This is a genomic window from Vibrio sp. C8 (assembly GCF_054051265.1).
In genome coordinates, this window is the sequence record NZ_JBPAOE010000022.1 from 124,723 (window position 1) to 142,876 (window position 18,154).

The window sequence follows — 18,154 nt, forward strand, 5'->3', positions numbered from 1 at the left end:
ATTTTAATTGGAAAGAGCGAGCTTCACAGCTTCTTCTGCGTGAATTTTTGTTGTGTCGTAAAGCTTTACTTGTGTGTGTTGTTGTTCAACTAACAGAGCGATTTCCGTGCAACCCAGAATTACCGCTTCGGCTCCTGCGCGGCGTAAATTGTCGATGATGTTGATGTATTGCTCTCTGGATTCAGAAAGGATCTGTCCCTGACATAGCTCATCATAAATCACTCGGTGTACGACTTCCCGCTCTTCATGCTCCGGTACGATGACCTCAATGCCAAATTTTTCGCTGATCCTATGCTTGTAGAAATCCTGCTCCATAGTAAAGGCCGTACCAAGCAACCCTACTTTTGAAATGCCATCTTCGATAAGCTTGTTCGCCGTCGCGTCAGCAATATGAAGAACGGGAATGTCTATTTTCTCTTCAATTTGCGGAAGCACTTTGTGCATCGTGTTGGTGCAGATCAGTAAAAAATCTGCGCCACCCGCCTGTATGGATTTAGCGGCTTCGCCTAAAACAACACCAGCTTGGTCCCAATCGCCAACTCGTTGTAATTTCTCAATTTCATCGAAATTAACACTGTAAAGTGCTATCTTTGCCGAATGCAAACCGCCCAACGCCTGCTTTACACCTTCATTAATCGCTTTGTAATAACTTACCGTCGATTCCCACGACATTCCGCCCAACATTCCAATGGTTTTCATTCTACGCTCCTTAACTTTTCGGCTTAAGTATGGATTAATTCCGTTAACGACATAATAGTTTTATAGGATGAATGTTTTACGCCCGTGTGACTCAGCCAAACGGCATTCAAGCCCGCTTTGACGGCTGTTGCAACATCATTGACTTCGTTATCCCCAACCATAGTGAGACTCTCTGGAGACACGCCTAGCTTGTTGGCAATTCTTATATAGAAGTCAGGGTCTTGCTTGTTTAACCCTATATTTTCAAAACAAAAATAACCTTTGATGAATGGGGCTAAGCCTACCCGTTGGAACGCGGCTTTTATATCCTGTTCACGAGAATCCGCTGCATTTGTTGCAACGTAAATATCATGTTTACGAGAGAGTATCTCCAGCGTTTCTAATGCGCCATCAACCGCTTTGACGGTTGGCCAATCGCACATTTTCCCGATGGCATCGAGATCATCAATCATCAGCGTATCGCCCCAATCGAAAAGATAAATCGAAGACATTTCATTTCCTTATGTTGTTGCCAAATAAACCCGCTTCAATGACTTAAATTCGAGTATAGATTTGCCTTAATTCGAGCGATGAGAAGGAAGAGACAACAAATCCCAACAGCGTAAATCATTCATCAAATCATTGAGTTGATGTAACAACCATCGTATTCGTTACTAAACAGGACTTCAACCATACAAATTTCCAAGCAGTACCCCGAATTTCACACCGTAATCACCTTATTACGGTACGCATCTCTCTTTACGAAGACACTGGATACTGACACTATCTATACATCACTCACCTTGTCTATAAAAGCGAATAGCTATGAATATCCTAATAACCGGAGCGACGAGCGGCATCGGCTATGAACTCACAAAATTACTGGCTTCGAAAGGCCATAAGATTGTTGCGACTGGCAGAAACACCGACAAACTTACCGAGTTACAAGCGGAGACTCAATGCTTCACCATTGAAGCGGACTTAAGTTGTGCAACTCAAACAGTCGAAATGTTCAACAAAGCCTATCATCAGCTAGGCAAACTGGACGTGCTGATCAACAACGCAGGGATGAACTCGAGAAAATGTGCAATCGAAGAGTTCACTCTGGAAGAGTTTGATCACCAGTATGCTGTGAATTTGCGTGCTCCAGCCCTGTTGAGCCGAGAAGCATTGGCAGTCATGAAACCTTTAAAGAAAGGATTCATTATCAATGTAGTCAGCACTGTGGCAAAACGCGCTAATGAAACCATGAGCGTCTACACTGCTATGAAGCAAGGATTCGCAGGGTTCAGCTCAATACTGATGAAAGAGGCTCAGCCTCACAGCATTAAAGTAACAACGCTATTTCCTGGCGGTACGGATACTAACTTCCGAGAAGTAGAACGCCCTCAATATATGAGTGCTAAGAGTGTTGCCTACACCATCAACCAGATCTTAGAGCTTCCAGAAGATGTGGTAATGCATGAGATGGTCTTCCGACCACCAGTCGAACTCGAATAACATTCAAAGACTGATTTCGGGGCAAAATGCCCCGAATTATCTTCATCCTCACCGCATGCTCACGCTGAGCTCGCCACCTTGTTATCTGTTTTCTAACGAGTGAAAAACCTCTAGAATGCGCTCGTTGAAATAGGTTTTAGGTACAGTAGTTGAAACTCAGCAAACGACTCAAACAAATTGACCAGATGATCACAGCATCTTATGACCACATTTGGGACTGCTGTTGTGACCACGGTTTTCTTGGCGCTTCCTTACTAAACAGACAAGCGGCAGACAATATCCATTTTGTCGATATTGTCCCAAGCTTAATGGCAGAGGTAGAAGGGAAACTGCAGCGGTTCTACGCCCATTCATCATCTAAATGGCATACCCACTGCTTAGATGTTGCCAAATTACCTCTAGAGCAATTCTCAGGTAATCATCTGATAATTATTGCCGGTGTAGGTGGTGACTTGATGATGAACTTCATCAGTGAAATACACCGTCAGTATTCAAACTTAGCAATCAACTTCTTGCTGTGCCCAGTGCATCACCAGTTCGCCTTACGGCAAAAACTGATTGAGCTTGAGCTCGGATTGATTGATGAAGTGCTGCTTGAAGAGAACAACCGCTTCTACGAAATTATATACGTATCGACCAAAGCGGAAGAAAAAAAACCGGTCGCGATGACGGGCAGCCGTATTTGGCATTGCAACAATGAACAACAAGTCGCTTCAGCAAACAAATACCTGACGGCCACGTTAAACCATTATCACCGTATTCAAAACGGTAACTCGGCAAACGTACAACACATCATCGATGCCTATTCAGAAGTAAAGTTGGAATACGCTCATGAGCATGTGGCTGAATAGTTATATACAGCCACCGTGACGAAAAAGTGAGTCTATTGTTTCAGGGTTTTCTCATAGCAGGCAAGTGTCAGCGTTTTACCATTAAGGACAAACGCATTCTTTTCCTGTCCTACACGAACAAAACCGACTTTTTCAAGCACACGCATAGAGGCGGGGTTGTTTATGGCCGCTTTTGCAGTTAGCAATCTAAGCGCCAACTCGTCACGGGCAATCTCAATCAAGCCTTTCACAGCAAAACTGGCAACACCTTTGCCGCTCCACTTTTGGCAAACTCGATAACCAACTTCACATTCATCATCCGTGAGATCGATAAGATTTGCGCGAGCGATCACCTCTCCATCTTCAACCACTACATAGAAGTAGCCCGTTCCTTCGTCATGCTCTTCAATCAAACTATTAGTGATATCGCGAAAGCTGGCAAAACCGTCATAACTTGATGGTCTAGGAGGCACAAATTGCTCAAACCAGTCACGATTGTTTTTCTCAAACTCAAAAAGTGATTGGAAATGTTTTTCTTCTAATAACTCTAATTCCATATCTCAGATCCACGCGGAAATTAATTAAATGGTACGAGCCAAAATTTGAATATAACGTCCAGTGCATGGACTCGCAATGCATAGATATCACATCTCGAACAATAAGATGTCGAATCAGGAAACGGCTACATTCGCCAAGTTAACGCCAAAAGACCTGAATGTCAGTCGATGCTTTATTTGCACTGCTTGAGCCGCTAAAATGGAGCAAATTTAAGGAACTGGACAAATCAATGGCAAAGCTAACTCTCCAAGAACAGATGCTAAAAGCTGGCTTGGTTAATGAGAAAAAGTTAAAAAAGGCAAAAAAAGGTTCGAAGAAATCTCGTGTACAAGCACGTGAAGTTAAAGCGGCGGTTGAAGAAAACAAACGCGCTCAACTAGAACGTGATAAGGAACTTAGCCTACAACAAAAAGAGCAGCGTCTAAGCAAAGAAATCAGCGCTCAAATTAAGCAGTTAGTAGAAATGAACAGAATTGATATTGCTGATGGCGATATCAAGTACAACTTCACTGACGGCACGCTTGTGAAATCTCTGTATGTAACGCCCCTGATCCGCGATCAACTGATTAAAGGTATTGTCGCGATTGCTCGTTATGAAGAGACTTATGCCGTGATTCCAAGTGGTGTGGCAAACAAAATCGCCATGCGTGATGACAAGACAGTGATCGAACAAAAAGCACTTGAAGCGGATATTCCAGCTGAAGATGACCCGTATGCAGATTTCGTCGTACCTGATGACTTGATGTGGTAATCACGGCAGTTGTAATAAGTTCGACAGCATTAAAAAACGGCGCTAGTAGCGCCGTTTCTATTTCAGTTCGAGCAGATATTGGCTAGACGTTTAAGTTGTCTGAACTATTAAACGAATACATGGTTATTTCATTGCGCGGATACCAACCCAGTTTGTCGTAAAAACCTTTGGCACTGTGGTTTTCATTTAAAACAAATAAATGGGTTTTCGAAATACCGAGCTCCGCCAATGCGCGAATGGACTGGTCAACCAACCCCTGTCCGATTCTCTGTCCACGATAGCGATCATCAACCGCTAGGTGTTGTAGATATCCACGGCGGCCATCGGTACCGACTAACACTGCACCAACAACGATGTCGCCATCAAGAGCGACAAAGCTTAGCCTTGGATTTCGCTCTAAATACGCCGCGATGTTTTGCTCAGAATCTGCGTCTCTGAGTGACAAATTATCGGTTTGTCCCCATAACTCAATTACCGCTTGATAATCAGAAATATCCATTTCTCGTATGGTGATCATCATACATCCTCACAATCAATCCAATACCCGCGCCATATGGTAAGCAGAGACATATTCACCATTGCGAAATGCGTACGCCTTCGACTCACCTTCAACAGCAAAACCAAACTTCTTATATAAGTTAATCGCCCGATCATTGTCACTGTATACCGTCAGCTCAATCCGTTTTAGATTCAGCCAGTTGTCCGCCAGATCAATCACAGTGGCAAGCAAAGCGCTACCAACACCACGACCTTGAACATCATCTTTCACTCCCATCCCCAGAGAAGCCACATGACGCCTGCGTGGGCTAGTGCAAACTTCAAAACCCAAGTTGCCAACAATTTCTCCATCCACTAACGCGACATAGACAAACACGTTGTCTGGCACATCCGTCGTACGTTTTTCCCAGAGTGTTAACGAAGGATGAGGGAGTTGGAGTGTACTCGAATAGGCATTTTTACATTCATATATCTGTTTGATTGCTCTTGCATCTGAAGGCTCAGCCCTTCGAATATCAACGCTCATAATTGCTCCAACACTCTCTTTTATTAACAACGTTTTCGTTGCACTTTTCTTTCTTTACATCGTTCTATTATTTGAATTTTTTCTGCGTTCGACGACGCACTCCAATGAATGATTTCTTCTATAGTCCGAAAACACCCAACACAAACATCTTGTTCATCCAAGCAACATTGACGAATACAAGGTGATGTGGGGGTGTTGCTACTATCGGTAGTCGACAAAATCTACAACTCTCTTTGCATTATGTGTTGTGGACCTACAGGTCCGCCCGTATACAACTCACCACTATCCACAAAACCACATTTCAAATAACACGCATAAGCGGCCTTATTGCGGCAATTTACCGTTAACTGCATGACTTCATAGTCGGGATAGTGCTCTGTCACATAGCTTGGTAACGCTCTAATGGCTTGGGTCGCAATACCTTTGCCTTGATATTTCTGGTCAACCAGCAAAGCTCTTACGCCTATCGCCTTGTGCTGTCCAAACTGATATTTCTCAGAGTAATTCAGATCGAGCAAAAAGAAGCCGACCGCTTTACCTTTAAAAATAATAAGGTGGGGATGTTCAGACTCTTTTAAGTCTCTAACCACTTTGGGAACATTGCTGACCGTAAACTGTGCTTGGTCGCTTAGAACATTCAACAGACTGGCTTCTTCTTCCCTGATTGGGCTGTATTTTTCAATCGTTACCACAACTATCCCTGACCCTTTTTACTTCTTGTAAACGAGACAGATGCTCTCTCTTTAGGGGGAGAACATCATCGTTTACTGAACGTAATAGTTATGCAACAAAGATTCAACAAGAAAATAAATTAACCTGTTGATTTACCGTTATTCATAAGAAGTCGAAGAGATAGTTTCCTGCTCCGTTGCTTGGCCCTGATCTGGTAAAACCAATCATTTCTGCATGACTTCACTGCCAGCGTTTGGCCGTTATTGTTCGCCTAAACCTTCAGACCAAACGGCAAACTCATTACCACTCGGTTCTGTAAAATGAAAACGGCAGCCTCCGGGAAACTCAAAGATAGGACGCACGATATCTCCCCCATTGAGCAGTACTTTCTCTAATGTCTCCTCAATGTTAGCACTGTAAAAGATCAGCAGTGCACCGCCATTGGCGCTTAGGCTGCAAGCATCTGCTTTGTAAAAACCACCATCAATCCCTTGGTCGGAAAACGCAGCGTAGTCTGGTCCATAATCAATAAACTCCCAACCGAAAACCATAGAGAAAAAAGTCTTAGTGGCGATTAAATCTTTCGCAGCATATTCAACGTAGTTGATTTTCTCATGTTGTTTCATTGTTATCCCTTCCTTCAATAAATGTTTGTCATCACGACATATTGTCAAACAACAATAGGCAATAGCTTGGTTCAATACTTTACTTAAGCCTAGCACTCTATTGGATTTGAGGAAGTGTCAGCGAGAGAAACTCTTTGCAGATTACAGTTTAAGATCAGTGATATAAACATGGTTGAGATTGCTTTAGTTAGTTGAGTCAACAAACACGACGATCATTGAAGGCAGTATTAAGTGACAATGTAACAACGTTTATTCACAAAAGAGACGAGTTTCGCACTGGGAGGTGACATAGGAAATGGAAACTGAGGAGAAAGATACATAGAGCTTGCACCCTATGTATCGAATTCACATGGCGAATCATACCTGCTCGCCAAAGATAAGAGCGGCTTACTTGTAGAAAGCTTCTACTTCACCTTTTAGAGTGATTAGCATTGGGTTACCCCAACGGTCTTTCGCTTTTGGTGAAGGAATTTTTACCCAACCTTCACTAACGCAGTATTCTTCAACATCTGTACGCTCTTTACCATTAAGACGAATACCAATATGGTGTTCAAAACACTCAGCAACAAAATGTGGGCTGCGTGGATTGCCTGATAGATGATCTGGTAAAGCTGGTTTAGAGTTGTTTTCGCTCATTTTTATGACCTGATATATAAAAAGTAGGCCATTTTAAACAATGCGAGCCACAGGCTCAACAAATAACACCCAGCACAACACTGTGGTTAATAACAACCGAGGGTATCTTCCTCTATTCGGTTGTCAAACTAGCTACTGAGTTCCAACTGCCAATAACCTACTGAGATCTGTTGATCAAATTTAAATCCTATATTGTTAAACTCGCCAACTTTCTTAAACCCCATGCGCTCATGTAAAGCCACGCTTGAAGGATTAGGAAGAGCGATAGAACCAACAGCATTCTTGAAACCCGCAGCTTTTAACATTTCCAGTAGCTCACCATAAAGTGCACGTCCAATACCTTTACCTGTCATTTCATGAGCAACATAGACCGAGGGTTCAACGGTATAGCGGTATGCGCTGCGGGCTTTCCATTGGTTGGCGTAAGCATAACCACTCACCTTACCGTCTTGCTCTAAGACGATCCAAGGTAGCCCCAGACTCAACACGTTTTCAACGCGGTTGGTCATCTCTTCGGTGCTTACGGGCTGTTCTTCGAAAGATATGGTAGTGGTAGCAATGTAGTGATTATAGATCCGTACAATTGGATCAATATCTGAATTCGATACTTTGCGAATGAGCATACGTCCTCCGTGACGTCGTTTGATTGTTAATCTGCACTTCAACTGATAAACAAATTTTGCTTAATTTAAAACAAATCTTACTTATTTGACATTGTATTTACGGAGGTTGGTTCAATAAATACCTGAACCTCAACTATGCTTGTGATCTCATAAGTAATGAGAGCTGGTTTTATGGTGGAAAAACTGAAGATACCTTACATCACGGAAACCGTCTTGGTTGATGGTGTATATCAAGCTGAGCGTCGGATCGTCATTGAACGACGCCAAGGTAAAAAGCATGCCGTGAATTATGAACGCAGAAGGAATCAAGACCCGCGCTTACCTATTTCAAAACCCATCAACGAAGTCATATAGGTATGTTACCCAATCACAATAAATCCATTATCAGATGTCTTAACTGAAGGTTCGAATATAGAGAGCTTCAACCTTGTCTCTCGCCCACTGAGTACGACGTAAAAATTTCAGTGACGACTTGATTGAAGGGTCGTTATAAAAACAATTCAAATGAATTTCAGCATCTAAGCCCTCCCAGCCATAGTGCTCGACCAACTGAGTGAGAATTTTCTCTAGGGTTAGACCGTGTAATGGATTGTTAGCTTGCGGTTGGCTCATTTGGTGTATCTCAGTAACAGAAAAATTGGAGGGGCAGTTTAACAGAAAGGTCAAACAAGACCTTATCTATCTCAGAGTTCCCCGGAAAATTATTCAACAATCTCGTAGTAACGCTCGACATCTCGGGTAACTTCGCCCCAATAAGACACTTTGACACGCTGCTGATGATGTTCAAACGAAGCTTTGTTTAAAAACTCTTCATAAACATCAAACCTTAAAGGGTTATCAGAGTTTTCAACCACATCAAAGACTAAACACCCTTGCTCTTCCAACGTTAGCCTTTTGTGATTGATCAGTTCTTGTTTAACGGCATCCAAATCCGCTTCAGGGACAAGTATGAAACCTTTTAAAATGACTTTAGACATAAAAGTGTTGGGAGTATCCCTCATAATCAAGCCTTCTGATAACTTCAGATATCCCAAAACGGACCGACCACCACTTTTATCCGATGGTCGAGTTGTACAGTAATGGACCATTTGAGTTACATGCTGTATAGAACCTTAATCATCAAAAAACAGCGCTGAGATCAATAAACCAGTATATAGGTGAAGTGATTTATTCAGTGTATTTAAACAATTAAAGTGACCCGTAAACCAAAAACATATCTACAAAAAATTCGAACTCGGTTTTGAATGGATGAATGCATCAATATTCTTTAGTGTAGCTACAGCGATATTATCTAGTGCATCGGAGGTTAGAAAAGCTTGATGCCCGGTGAAAATAACGTTGTGGCAGGCTGACAGCCTGCGGAATACATCATCCACGATTACATCATTCGATTTATCTTGGAAGAATAGATCTTTTTCAGCTTCATAGACATCAAGACCAAGTGCCCCGATATGCCCTTCTTTAAGCGATTCAATTGCCGCAGAGGAATCTAATAACTCTCCACGACTAGTATTAATGATCATCACGCCATGCTTCATATTATCAAAGGCTGCTTTATCCAGAAGGTGGTAATTATCTGGTGTCATTGGACAGTGAAGTGAAATGACATCAGACTGTTCAATTAAATCATTCAAGCTGCAATAACTGGCACCAAGTTCTCGCGCAACGTCACTTGGAAAAGGGTCGTAGCACAAAACATTCATTCCAAGTCCTTTTAAGATTCTTATCGTGGCTAAGCCAATTTTCCCAGTACCAATGATGCCTGCTGTCTTACCATGAAAATTAAAACCCACTAGACCTTCTAGCGAAAAATTTGCTTCTCTTGTACGTTGATAGGCCTTATGAAAACGTCGGTTTAAGGTCATCATTAACCCAACAGCATGTTCAGCGATCGCCTCTGGTGAATAGGCTGGTACGCGTGCGACCACAATATTGAACTCTTTAGCGGCTTCTAAATCGACGTTGTTAAAACCCGCACAGCGCATGGCAATCATTTTCACGCCATAACTCGCCAATTGCTTGAGAACCTCACGGGATAAATCGTCATTAACGAAAGCACACACCACCTCGCAACCCTGTGCAATTTGTGCGGTTTTGCTGGTGAGTAAAAAATCATGAAAATGATAGGATATATCTTCACGGTTTTTTACTTGCTCAAAACTCACTTGGTCGTAAGACTTGGTACTAAAAAAAGCAATATTAATCATAAGGTTTCCTTCCAACTCATTCTCATAAGCCAAAATGTTGAACGAGGTTAAAGTTTCTGATTTAGCGTTTCAGCTAAACCTAGTCTATACGCATCAATATCATAGCTAAGCCATTATACGAAACCACTTTTACTCTTCTCTGTCCCTTAAAATCGTCAAACATGATTGCCCATCATAGGTTTTTGCCACAATACTTTATCGAGATAGCTCGATTTACCACAGGGAATTTTTGTCGTTGAACAACTAAGACTGAAACTCTGAGAGTTAAGTTTAAAACTGTGACATTAAAGATTAGAACTTTTCTGCTGCTGAATGTTACTGACTACCTTTTGGCCGACAGAATCGCTCGGTGATCACACACAACCGACCTTTTGTTTTGTCATATTTTTGGACAAAAACGTTTTAGGCTTGTTGATCTAATATTCTGATTTCTAATACTAGAAGTCATTTAGTTCTCAAATACTATAGAGAAGAGTTTCGGGTTCCTACTTTTTACAAAATCAGTGACTTTGATTATCTACTCGAATGAGATCGTAAAGAGACTTCATCGAAAATCCAGCAAGCATAATAGCACTGTATAACACGCAGTTTTTAATCGCTAACAGTGGAACTTCATACAAATCCAACGAAATGAAATAAATCTGCCCAGCTATACCAATACCTATTGCCATGCCGATATGTTGTAATGCTTGCATTGCTCCAGAAGCAGTACCAGAGTCTTCCCTATCTACATTGCTCATAATGCTCTGAAATAATGCAATTATTGCACTTCCCATTCCAAGCCCCCCAATGAATAAAGGAAACGAAACCCAATATAGCTCATCAAATGCAGAAACATAGTTAACAGTAAAATAGAGCATTGACCATGCAATAGTCAGGCTGAAACAACCGCCTACGACTCTGTAGCGTTGCCATGAAATAGGGCTGCTTTTTAGAACTGATGAAGAAATAAGAACCCCTAAAGGGAATGCCAAAGTCACGACTCCTGATTCAAATGGACTAAACCCAAGAACCCCCTGAATGTAATATGCAAGAACAAAGAACAAGCCCGGAGTCGTTGCACCAAATAACATCATAAAGAAAGCTTGGTTTGTGAATATATGGTTTTTGTATAGGCTAATTGAGACTAATTTGGTTTGACTACTATCTGCTGTGGGGCTCTTTAACCAACGGTTAAGCCCCCAAATACTAGGTAGAGACATTGCCAACATAATCAGTAACCACGGTTGCCAACCCAAGCTGTAGCCTTCAATGAGCGGTACGATAAGGGAAATACTGATGAATATAATTAGACTATTCCCAATCCAATCTATTCGTTGCTTCTGAGTTTCCACTTCACTGTCCAAATTTTTTTTCGCACCCCAATAGGCTATTGCTCCAATAGGTATATTAATGGCAAAGATGATGCGCCAATCAAGACTCAATAGATTGAGCGAAATCAACGCTCCCCCAACGATGGGACCAAGTATTGATGCTAAGCTTCCTACAATTCCCACATACCCAAACATCTTTGTTTTTTCATCGACAGGAAACATTGATACTGCAATGGCTAACGCCTGTGGGACCATCATCGCACTTGCAAGACCTTGAAAGAGCCTGCTTAACATCAATATCTCAATGTTAGGCGATGCCGCACATATCAACGATGTCACAACAAAAGCAATTAACCCCATTTTGAAAAATCTTACTTTGCCGTACATGTCCCCGCACTTTCCAAAAGGAAGTAAGAAAGCAGCAAAACTTATCAAGTATATGATTGATATCCATTGTGCTTGAGAATGTGAAATTCCCATGTCGTGGTAAATACGCGGAATCGCGACATTGACGATAGTCACATCCAAAATGTTAAGGAAGTTAGCAAGCAATAAAAAGAAAAGTGCGTGCCATCTGTTTGGTGGGTATTGTTCGTTCTTCATAGCTTACTCATGTAACTTCAAATGTATCGTGATAAGCATTCTATTTTTATGTATCTTTAAAAGCAACATAAAAAGGAGTCAGCTATGCGAACAGATTCTAGGCTATCGAGAGTTATTCATGCCTTATTACATATGCATGATACGCAGCAACCTTTAACCTCAGAAGTTTTAGCTAAGATGCTAAACACAAATTCATCTGTAATTAGAAGAACAATGTCAGGGCTACGTGACAAAGGTTATGTCATGTCTAACAAAGGCCATCATGGAGGCTGGGTATTAACGAAACGCCTCGACGAAATTACGCTGCTTGGGCTTTACGAAGCTTTGGGGATGCCTCGCTTATTTGCAATATCAAGTGAACCCGATAACTCGACATGTTTAGTACAGAAAATTGCAGACGAGTCACTGAACAACGCGCTAGAGATGTCTCGACATGTGTTTATATCCCAGCTTGAAAAAGTGACACTTGCAGAATTGAATGAGCAATTTAAGTATCGTTTAGATAATTTGGATAATGGAAGTGCTGAAACTCTAAGTACATGTGGACAAGCAAAAGAATCAAAGTGACTTGTAATCATGCCAAATTCACATTAAGGCCCCAGAATATTACGAGTGCTTGCCCCTACGAGTATATGTAACGCTCTCGGTAGTTCTCCCAATCAGATCTTAACTGAGACAAAGATTGAGGTATTGGATTGGCCAACATCGTACAACTTACAATTCGGTCAACGCGAAAATGTCTGAACTGATTTCGTAATTCACACCAGGCAACAACTAAGCAATGCGTATCATCGTAGCCCACAAAAATCGGCCAGATAACACGCTCTGAACGCACTTCGACTTGATCAACGTAGGTAATCAGCAATTTACGCTTTATCCAAATGGCTTGCCGATAAATGCGAGTATTAAATTTTATATTTTCAGTGAAATTAGGCTTAATACGCACGTTTTCATTTTCAATCGTATTAACCAGCTCTTTAGGTACAACCGACTTTACTTTAGACAAAACATCTTCGGCAGCAGCAGCAATTGCTGCATCCGGGAGCATTTTAGCAAATGACATTCCTAAAATGAGCGCTTCTAGCTCTTCGTGATTAAACATTAAAGGTGGCATATCGTAATCACTATGTAAGATATACCCGACGCCGGCTTCACCTTCAATAGGGACTCGCTGCCCGATTAAATCTGCAACGTCTCTGTATACCGTCCGTTTTGAGACCTCTAACTCTTCAGCAATTCTGCTTGCAGTTTGGGGCTGTTTAGATCGTCTTAAAATTTGGATGATTTGAAATAATCGGTCAGCTCTGCGCATTTTCTTTTTCCTGTTGCCACGACGTTGTCAGCATGCCCTGATTATACTAGTCGATATCAACGAACATGGCAGTAAGCAAAGGAAAATCATGCAGTTTATTTCAAGCAGAATAATAGTATCTGATATTAAAACTATGACCGCATTTTATGAGCATATCACATCTATTAAAGCCAAGTGGTTAGCGCCTGTTTATGCGGAAATACAGACTCCGGTAGGAAATATTGCTCTCGGCGATGTGAGTACCGTCGCGTTATTTAGTGAGAGTTGCGCCGTACCTAACAGCAACAGAAGTGCCATATTTGAATTTATGGTCCAAGACATTGACTCTGAGTTCGAACGTCTCAAAGATTTCGTCAAGATTGTGCATGAAATAAAAGACATGCCTTGGGGAAACAGAACATTCGGCTTTCGAGATCCAGAAGGAAACCTCATTTCATTCTTTACCCCTGTAACCCCACAGGCGAAAGAGCGCTTTATCGCAAAAACGATCTAGCATTTAACCATTTCTCTTTGTGCGATAATGAGCCGGATAATAAACGGCTCACTGGCAAACGAAACCCATGTTAATACGAGTCTGATGGCGTAATATCGTATACGTTATCGGAATTTTCACGACCTTAGCGTGCAATACGATATTAATCGTGTAAAACACCTGATGTAGCGAGCGCGGTGATGAGTGCAAAGTGGCGCAGAAAGCGCGTTTATCTAGACGTTTGAAAACAGAATGGAACCAGAACTAGGCTAGCAGCCAAGCACGCGATAACGGATTACCGAAAACATGGCACCCATGTTTCGACGCTGATGAAATGGAACCTAAAGTTAGGTGTTAACAACTCGCTTCTGGACATTTGTGTTTCAATGACTTTACTAAATTAGCAATTTACAAATAACCGCTGGTATGGCAAAGCGAGATTTGGAGAGCTAGCGCGATGAATAAAATCACATCGCACTAGCATAAAGGAAAGGGTTGGCTTAGGTATACATTAAATATTATTTATGTTTAGAGAGTAGCTTTTATGTACATCAAATGTATTCCCGTTGGAGTTATTCTTGTCAAATCTCGGCTGTACACATAACCATATTTTTCTAACAAGTCGATAGAGTGATATGTCCATCCCGCAGCAAATGCTACGCCTACCAATGCAAAATAAAGAGTTGTTTTGTTTACCAATGGAGTCCATCGTTCACCGATAACTAATCTTGCAGTCTTCCCCGTAACTAAAGCAACTCCAGAAAAAATTGCAATGAACAGAATAGCACCAAAGCCTCCAACAGGAACCCATAACGTAATAACTGAAACTTGTACCATTTCTTCTCGATTCAATAGATCAATATAATCTTGAAAGACTCCAACACTAACCCAAAACCACAATGGAACAAGCAGAAAGCTAAGAATTGCCGCACATCTAACTTTAGTTTTCGACAGCATCTTCTAACACCTCAACTATTGAGTTGGCGATATTATATTCCCCCCAAGCCCATTCAATAATTCCATAAGTAACAGCCACGGCAACAGCACCAACAAGTACATAACCGGAAACAGCAACAACTCCCCACAAAATAGCCTCACCAGCCCCAAATTGAACTAGCGCTTTAAACATGTCTGAACCAACATTCCCAAACCAATCAACGAGGTGATAATCGTCTTTGAAAACTAAATCACTGGTCGCAATACTGGCGGAGACAACAAACGTAAATACACCAGCCCCTTTAAAATTCACAGCTCTTGATTTCGGGCTAAAACCTGCCTGCATTGCCTTAAACGAGTTCAATGGATACTTTTTACCGTTCATGTTGATACGAGAGCCATTCACGAACGCATGTTTTAAAACTTTACCGTTTTGATCCGTCCCGTTAAACGCCACAAAGATTTTGCCTCTGCTCTCAATAAGATCCGCCTTAATGTTCATATCCCCGAATTGCTTAGCAATGGACGCAGCATCAAACATTGGCTCTGTGTGGTTAAACCATGATTTTGTAGTATTAATACTCGTAGCGAGGGCGGCAACATCTTTACCCGATTCAAGCCAAACGTTATGCAATATCTTGTGCGCATCTTCTAAATCAGTGATAAGCACATGCTGCATGTTCTTTGCCATTTCTTCTTCAAGAGAACACTCTAAAGCAATGGAATCACTCAATATTTTTTCAACTGTTTGAGCCTGGCTATACAATAACGGCTCTGAACGATAAGGGTCGTTCACTTGCGATAGATGACTCGCAGAACTGGTTAAATCAGACGATGGAGAAGTAGACGAGCGGCCACCAAAAGAGACTCGTTGACCAAAGCTCACACCCGACCCCGTATTGATATTGACACCCTGCCCAATATTTACGCCTCCCCCCATATCAATTGAGCCAGACGTTTGAGTACCAAGACTCACGGCGTCACCACTCGAAAGTAAAAAACAATTGCCACATCCGGTATCAACCGGATCGTCTTTCATCGCTATCAATTTATTACCGATTTTAATGTTTCGAGGGCTACCTTGTAGGATTGGACCAACCCCACGACAGTTCTTAGCCCCACAAGTACAAGTGGCTTGATCCCCTAATACACACACATCCAAATTGTTAATTTTGACACCAGCAATGCCCGTGAGGACTTTTCCGCCCGTGCTTGTTGGCGTTCCAACGGTAACCGCATTATTTAACATTCTATTTCCAAACAGACATAAACGCTTTATTGGCTCGCATAATAAGCAATTGATTTACTATCGACAAACTCAAAGGACAGACAATAGGCAAAAGGTCACATTATCTTCATTTGAGGAAAATTCGACTATTTACGAACTTAGGTTTTTTGACGATAACTCAGAATGGGGCAAATTCGTGTTACCAATGGCGTCAGTCGTGACTCTGCACGCATGACCAAAAGCATGGAAAAACTCTATATACGTGGCCAGTTTTAGTTAATCACTACAAGATGTCTGGAACACTTGACCAGAATAGTGGCCCCTAACTGGCTTAAGGTTTTAGCTTGGGTTTATCTTGGTAGGGTCATAGGGGGCGGTGTGTGTCTTGGCTCTAAAAGCCGACCAGATTTCAGCGTGGTTTGATAGGTATCTACTGAAGAAAGACAAAGAGTAGACGCGATTGTGAAGCTCTAATATCGGTCTTTAGCATGATAAAAGCGAGTAGCCAAATAAAATGGTTCTCGCTTTTTTAATCAATTACCACGTTCGATTCGAGATAAAAATTACCCAGTAAACTCTTCAGAATCGGGACGATTGGTAAACTGCACACCATTTAAGAAGTCGCACAGCAGTTGGTCTTCACACTGTTTGTAGTTTTTGTTGTTTGGCTTGCGGAAATACGCACCAATTTCGTATTTACTTAAACTAGTACCTACCACTTCTAATACGTCCAACACATCTTCTGCTTTCATGTCTAGCGCAATGCGCAGCTTCATGAGAATCATGTTGTTGGTCAACGTGACTTCTGGCTTAGGTTGTTCGCCGTCTTTTTTTCCTCGCTTGAGGTTAATAAAGCCATTTAAGAATACAGCTAACTCTTGATCCTTCATCTTAACGCAAGATTTGTCGCTTTCATCTTTTAACCAGTTTGCCACTTTATCGTGAGCCACAGTGACTTCGGCCTGCCCGAAAGCTTTCATTATCTGCGCGTTTTTAAGGTTTAACGCGTGTTGGATACGACGTAAAATTTCGTTGTTAGTCACTAGGGATTCCTAAAATGAGTTCTAAGGGTGAATAAAAATCCATCAATGACATGCGATCTGTGAGTGTCTTTATTCAATAGCGTAGTTGACGGTGACTCTAACAGAGAACACGTTTCTTCGGTAGGTTAAAAAATAGAAATAAGACGGCCTATTCGAACTAGTTGGCTAAGTCGGTAAGACCCCACTTTCATAGACACTATTCTGATTAGAAGAAGTAGGTCAAACCACCTCACTGTGAATTGTGAGGTAGAAGGTTACTGACAAAGAATGGGGCAATTTTCGTGCTAGCCAAGATCTTGCTGGCACAATGATGAACATAAATACCCTATTGTGTTTTCTGTATGATTAAGCGTTAGGGAAAGTCTCAAACGATGGAATGTCTGATAGATCTTTAGACCAACTTGCACTACTACCTACAAATATTTTTGCTGTCGGCAATATGGACGGTGCTTCATCTAAACTACCAGCGGGAACGACGACACTCTTTATGCTGTCTACTATCATAGGTAATGCTGAACCGCACTGTTGGCAAAAACTTTTGGCGTGTCTGCTGTTGGGATGAAGATACGTTTTCACATTGCTTTCTCCCTGCGTCCAAACCAACTTAGCTGAAAGCGCAAACAAGTTTGCAGCATGTGCAGATCCTGTATCTTTTTGGCAGCGTGAACAATGACAGAGAAAAAACGACTGGAATTCTCCGATAAGCTCAAATTTCACTGCTGAGCACAAACATGATCCTTTGTACGTTTTTGTCTTCGCTTCAGTCATATAACCTCCTGATAGCTCTCAATAACTAGTTACACTAAACACTTAGCGTAGCTATCTCTGTCTATATCAACGATCTCTACCGTCAAAGATGCCTCAGAAAGATATAAAGACTTTAACTGCTCTAACACAGAATGCGACAGCTTCATCTTACTCTCTTCATTTCTCCCAGAGAGTATACGTATTGTCACGTGAATGAAGTCTTCACGCTTTGAGCCCGTTTGATAATGCTCATACGCAATACTGCGAACTTTAATATCACTACCATCAGGCGCAAAAAGATTCGATGCCATCGCACCAGCAAAGACTTTCTGATTCAGTTCACCGTTTGGAATAGTTGCAGAGTGTTCAATAATACAATGAGGCAATTTATGTTC

Annotated in this window: 26 protein-coding genes and 1 pseudogene; 6 read left to right on the forward strand and 21 right to left on the reverse strand. The window is 41.7% G+C overall.

The annotated features are described in order from the left end of the window. Positions 1–3: 3 nt before the first annotated feature. Together ACRQQK_RS11895 and ACRQQK_RS11900 are read right to left on the reverse strand one after the other, a co-directional pair. Positions 4–699: an aspartate/glutamate racemase family protein gene (locus tag ACRQQK_RS11895; protein WP_457511661.1), complete on the reverse strand. Its 696-nt coding sequence runs from the start codon at positions 697–699 to the stop codon at positions 4–6. 23 nt (positions 700–722) lie between these two features. Then, complete coding sequence (locus ACRQQK_RS11900; protein WP_457511663.1) at positions 723–1,190, reverse strand: HAD family hydrolase; 468 nt, start codon at positions 1,188–1,190, stop codon at positions 723–725. 313 nt (positions 1,191–1,503) lie between these two features. Here ACRQQK_RS11900 and ACRQQK_RS11905 point away from each other — a divergent pair, with 313 nt between their 5' ends. After that, entirely contained in the window at positions 1,504–2,178 is a 675-nt protein-coding gene (locus ACRQQK_RS11905) for an SDR family oxidoreductase (protein WP_457511665.1), read from the forward strand. Between the two features lie 149 nt (positions 2,179–2,327). After that, positions 2,328–3,029: a tRNA (adenine(22)-N(1))-methyltransferase gene (locus ACRQQK_RS11910; RefSeq protein ID WP_457511667.1), complete on the forward strand. Its 702-nt coding sequence runs from the start codon at positions 2,328–2,330 to the stop codon at positions 3,027–3,029. Positions 3,030–3,061: 32 nt separating this feature from the next. Here ACRQQK_RS11910 and ACRQQK_RS11915 read toward each other — a convergent pair whose 3' ends face one another. Continuing rightward, positions 3,062–3,565 (reverse strand): GNAT family N-acetyltransferase, encoded by a 504-nt coding sequence (locus ACRQQK_RS11915; RefSeq protein WP_457511669.1) that lies wholly within the window; start codon positions 3,563–3,565, stop codon positions 3,062–3,064. 230 nt (positions 3,566–3,795) lie between these two features. Between ACRQQK_RS11915 and ACRQQK_RS11920 the strand changes: the two genes are divergently transcribed. Next, positions 3,796–4,317 (forward strand): DUF2058 domain-containing protein, encoded by a 522-nt coding sequence (locus ACRQQK_RS11920; protein WP_457512354.1) that lies wholly within the window; start codon positions 3,796–3,798, stop codon positions 4,315–4,317. 82 nt (positions 4,318–4,399) lie between these two features. On the opposite strand, the gene ACRQQK_RS11925 is transcribed toward ACRQQK_RS11920, so the two are convergent. The 7 genes from ACRQQK_RS11925 to ACRQQK_RS11955 all read right to left on the reverse strand — a co-directional run bounded on the left by ACRQQK_RS11925 (position 4,400) and on the right by ACRQQK_RS11955 (position 7,898). After that, entirely contained in the window at positions 4,400–4,834 is a 435-nt protein-coding gene (locus ACRQQK_RS11925) for a GNAT family N-acetyltransferase (RefSeq protein ID WP_457512356.1), read from the reverse strand. Positions 4,835–4,849: 15 nt separating this feature from the next. Next, positions 4,850–5,341 (reverse strand): GNAT family N-acetyltransferase, encoded by a 492-nt coding sequence (locus ACRQQK_RS11930; RefSeq protein WP_457511671.1) that lies wholly within the window; start codon positions 5,339–5,341, stop codon positions 4,850–4,852. A 23-nt stretch (positions 5,342–5,364) separates the two neighbouring features. Beyond that, on the reverse strand, positions 5,365–5,559 hold the full coding sequence (locus ACRQQK_RS11935; RefSeq protein WP_457511673.1) for a DUF1289 domain-containing protein: 195 nt from the start codon (positions 5,557–5,559) through the stop codon (positions 5,365–5,367). A gap of 3 nt (positions 5,560–5,562) precedes the next feature. Beyond that, the gene (locus ACRQQK_RS11940) at positions 5,563–6,033 is read right to left on the reverse strand and encodes a GNAT family N-acetyltransferase (RefSeq protein ID WP_457511675.1); all 471 of its coding nucleotides are present in this window, start codon (positions 6,031–6,033) and stop codon (positions 5,563–5,565) included. A 240-nt stretch (positions 6,034–6,273) separates the two neighbouring features. Next, positions 6,274–6,639 carry a VOC family protein gene (locus ACRQQK_RS11945; RefSeq protein WP_457511677.1) on the reverse strand — a complete coding sequence of 122 codons (366 nt, stop codon included), beginning with the start codon at positions 6,637–6,639 and terminating at the stop codon, positions 6,274–6,276. A gap of 387 nt (positions 6,640–7,026) precedes the next feature. Further along, complete coding sequence (locus tag ACRQQK_RS11950; protein WP_457511679.1) at positions 7,027–7,275, reverse strand: DUF3297 family protein; 249 nt, start codon at positions 7,273–7,275, stop codon at positions 7,027–7,029. 128 nt (positions 7,276–7,403) lie between these two features. Further along, positions 7,404–7,898, reverse strand: a complete 495-nt coding sequence (locus tag ACRQQK_RS11955; protein ID WP_457511681.1) for an arsinothricin resistance N-acetyltransferase ArsN1 family B — start codon at positions 7,896–7,898, stop codon at positions 7,404–7,406. A gap of 156 nt (positions 7,899–8,054) precedes the next feature. On the opposite strand from ACRQQK_RS11955, the gene ACRQQK_RS11960 reads away from it, so the two are divergent. Next, complete coding sequence (locus tag ACRQQK_RS11960; protein ID WP_457511683.1) at positions 8,055–8,252, forward strand: hypothetical protein; 198 nt, start codon at positions 8,055–8,057, stop codon at positions 8,250–8,252. 39 nt (positions 8,253–8,291) lie between these two features. On the opposite strand, the gene ACRQQK_RS11965 is transcribed toward ACRQQK_RS11960, so the two are convergent. From ACRQQK_RS11965 to ACRQQK_RS11980, 4 genes are all read right to left on the reverse strand, one after another. Beyond that, positions 8,292–8,510 (reverse strand): VF530 family protein, encoded by a 219-nt coding sequence (locus ACRQQK_RS11965; protein WP_042485806.1) that lies wholly within the window; start codon positions 8,508–8,510, stop codon positions 8,292–8,294. An 89-nt stretch (positions 8,511–8,599) separates the two neighbouring features. Further along, complete coding sequence (locus tag ACRQQK_RS11970) at positions 8,600–8,875, reverse strand: putative quinol monooxygenase (RefSeq protein ID WP_457512358.1); 276 nt, start codon at positions 8,873–8,875, stop codon at positions 8,600–8,602. A 240-nt stretch (positions 8,876–9,115) separates the two neighbouring features. Continuing rightward, positions 9,116–10,105: a 2-hydroxyacid dehydrogenase gene (locus tag ACRQQK_RS11975; RefSeq protein WP_457511686.1), complete on the reverse strand. Its 990-nt coding sequence runs from the start codon at positions 10,103–10,105 to the stop codon at positions 9,116–9,118. Between the two features lie 500 nt (positions 10,106–10,605). Beyond that, positions 10,606–12,021: an MFS transporter gene (locus ACRQQK_RS11980; RefSeq protein WP_457511688.1), complete on the reverse strand. Its 1,416-nt coding sequence runs from the start codon at positions 12,019–12,021 to the stop codon at positions 10,606–10,608. An 84-nt stretch (positions 12,022–12,105) separates the two neighbouring features. Between ACRQQK_RS11980 and ACRQQK_RS11985 the strand changes: the two genes are divergently transcribed. Further along, the gene (locus ACRQQK_RS11985; protein ID WP_457511690.1) at positions 12,106–12,588 is read left to right on the forward strand and encodes an Rrf2 family transcriptional regulator; all 483 of its coding nucleotides are present in this window, start codon (positions 12,106–12,108) and stop codon (positions 12,586–12,588) included. Between the two features lie 55 nt (positions 12,589–12,643). Here ACRQQK_RS11985 and ACRQQK_RS11990 read toward each other — a convergent pair whose 3' ends face one another. Next, positions 12,644–13,333, reverse strand: coding sequence for a helix-turn-helix transcriptional regulator (locus ACRQQK_RS11990; protein WP_457511692.1), 690 nt, complete (start codon positions 13,331–13,333; stop codon positions 12,644–12,646). A gap of 88 nt (positions 13,334–13,421) precedes the next feature. Between ACRQQK_RS11990 and ACRQQK_RS11995 the strand changes: the two genes are divergently transcribed. After that, the gene (locus ACRQQK_RS11995; RefSeq protein WP_457511694.1) at positions 13,422–13,826 is read left to right on the forward strand and encodes a VOC family protein; all 405 of its coding nucleotides are present in this window, start codon (positions 13,422–13,424) and stop codon (positions 13,824–13,826) included. 507 nt (positions 13,827–14,333) lie between these two features. Here ACRQQK_RS11995 and ACRQQK_RS12000 read toward each other — a convergent pair. The 6 genes and pseudogenes from ACRQQK_RS12000 to ACRQQK_RS12025 all read right to left on the reverse strand — a co-directional run bounded on the left by ACRQQK_RS12000 (position 14,334) and on the right by ACRQQK_RS12025 (position 18,145). Beyond that, complete coding sequence (locus ACRQQK_RS12000) at positions 14,334–14,762, reverse strand: hypothetical protein (RefSeq protein ID WP_457511696.1); 429 nt, start codon at positions 14,760–14,762, stop codon at positions 14,334–14,336. After that, on the reverse strand, positions 14,746–15,432 hold the full coding sequence (locus ACRQQK_RS12005) for a hypothetical protein (protein ID WP_457512360.1): 687 nt from the start codon (positions 15,430–15,432) through the stop codon (positions 14,746–14,748). The genes ACRQQK_RS12000 and ACRQQK_RS12005 overlap by 17 nt, the downstream gene beginning before the upstream one ends. Positions 15,433–15,762: 330 nt before the next feature. Further along, positions 15,763–15,990, reverse strand: a pseudogene (locus ACRQQK_RS12010) (PAAR domain-containing protein); the annotation flags it as partial. Positions 15,991–16,532: 542 nt separating this feature from the next. Next, a complete protein-coding gene (locus ACRQQK_RS12015; protein ID WP_020329986.1) occupies positions 16,533–17,012 on the reverse strand; it encodes a YehS family protein in 480 nt (159 codons plus the stop codon). Positions 17,013–17,357: 345 nt separating this feature from the next. Then, positions 17,358–17,780 (reverse strand): GFA family protein, encoded by a 423-nt coding sequence (locus ACRQQK_RS12020; RefSeq protein ID WP_457511698.1) that lies wholly within the window; start codon positions 17,778–17,780, stop codon positions 17,358–17,360. 29 nt (positions 17,781–17,809) lie between these two features. After that, positions 17,810–18,145 carry a 5-carboxymethyl-2-hydroxymuconate Delta-isomerase gene (locus ACRQQK_RS12025; RefSeq protein ID WP_457511700.1) on the reverse strand — a complete coding sequence of 112 codons (336 nt, stop codon included), beginning with the start codon at positions 18,143–18,145 and terminating at the stop codon, positions 17,810–17,812. Between the last annotated feature and the right edge of the window lie 9 nt (positions 18,146–18,154).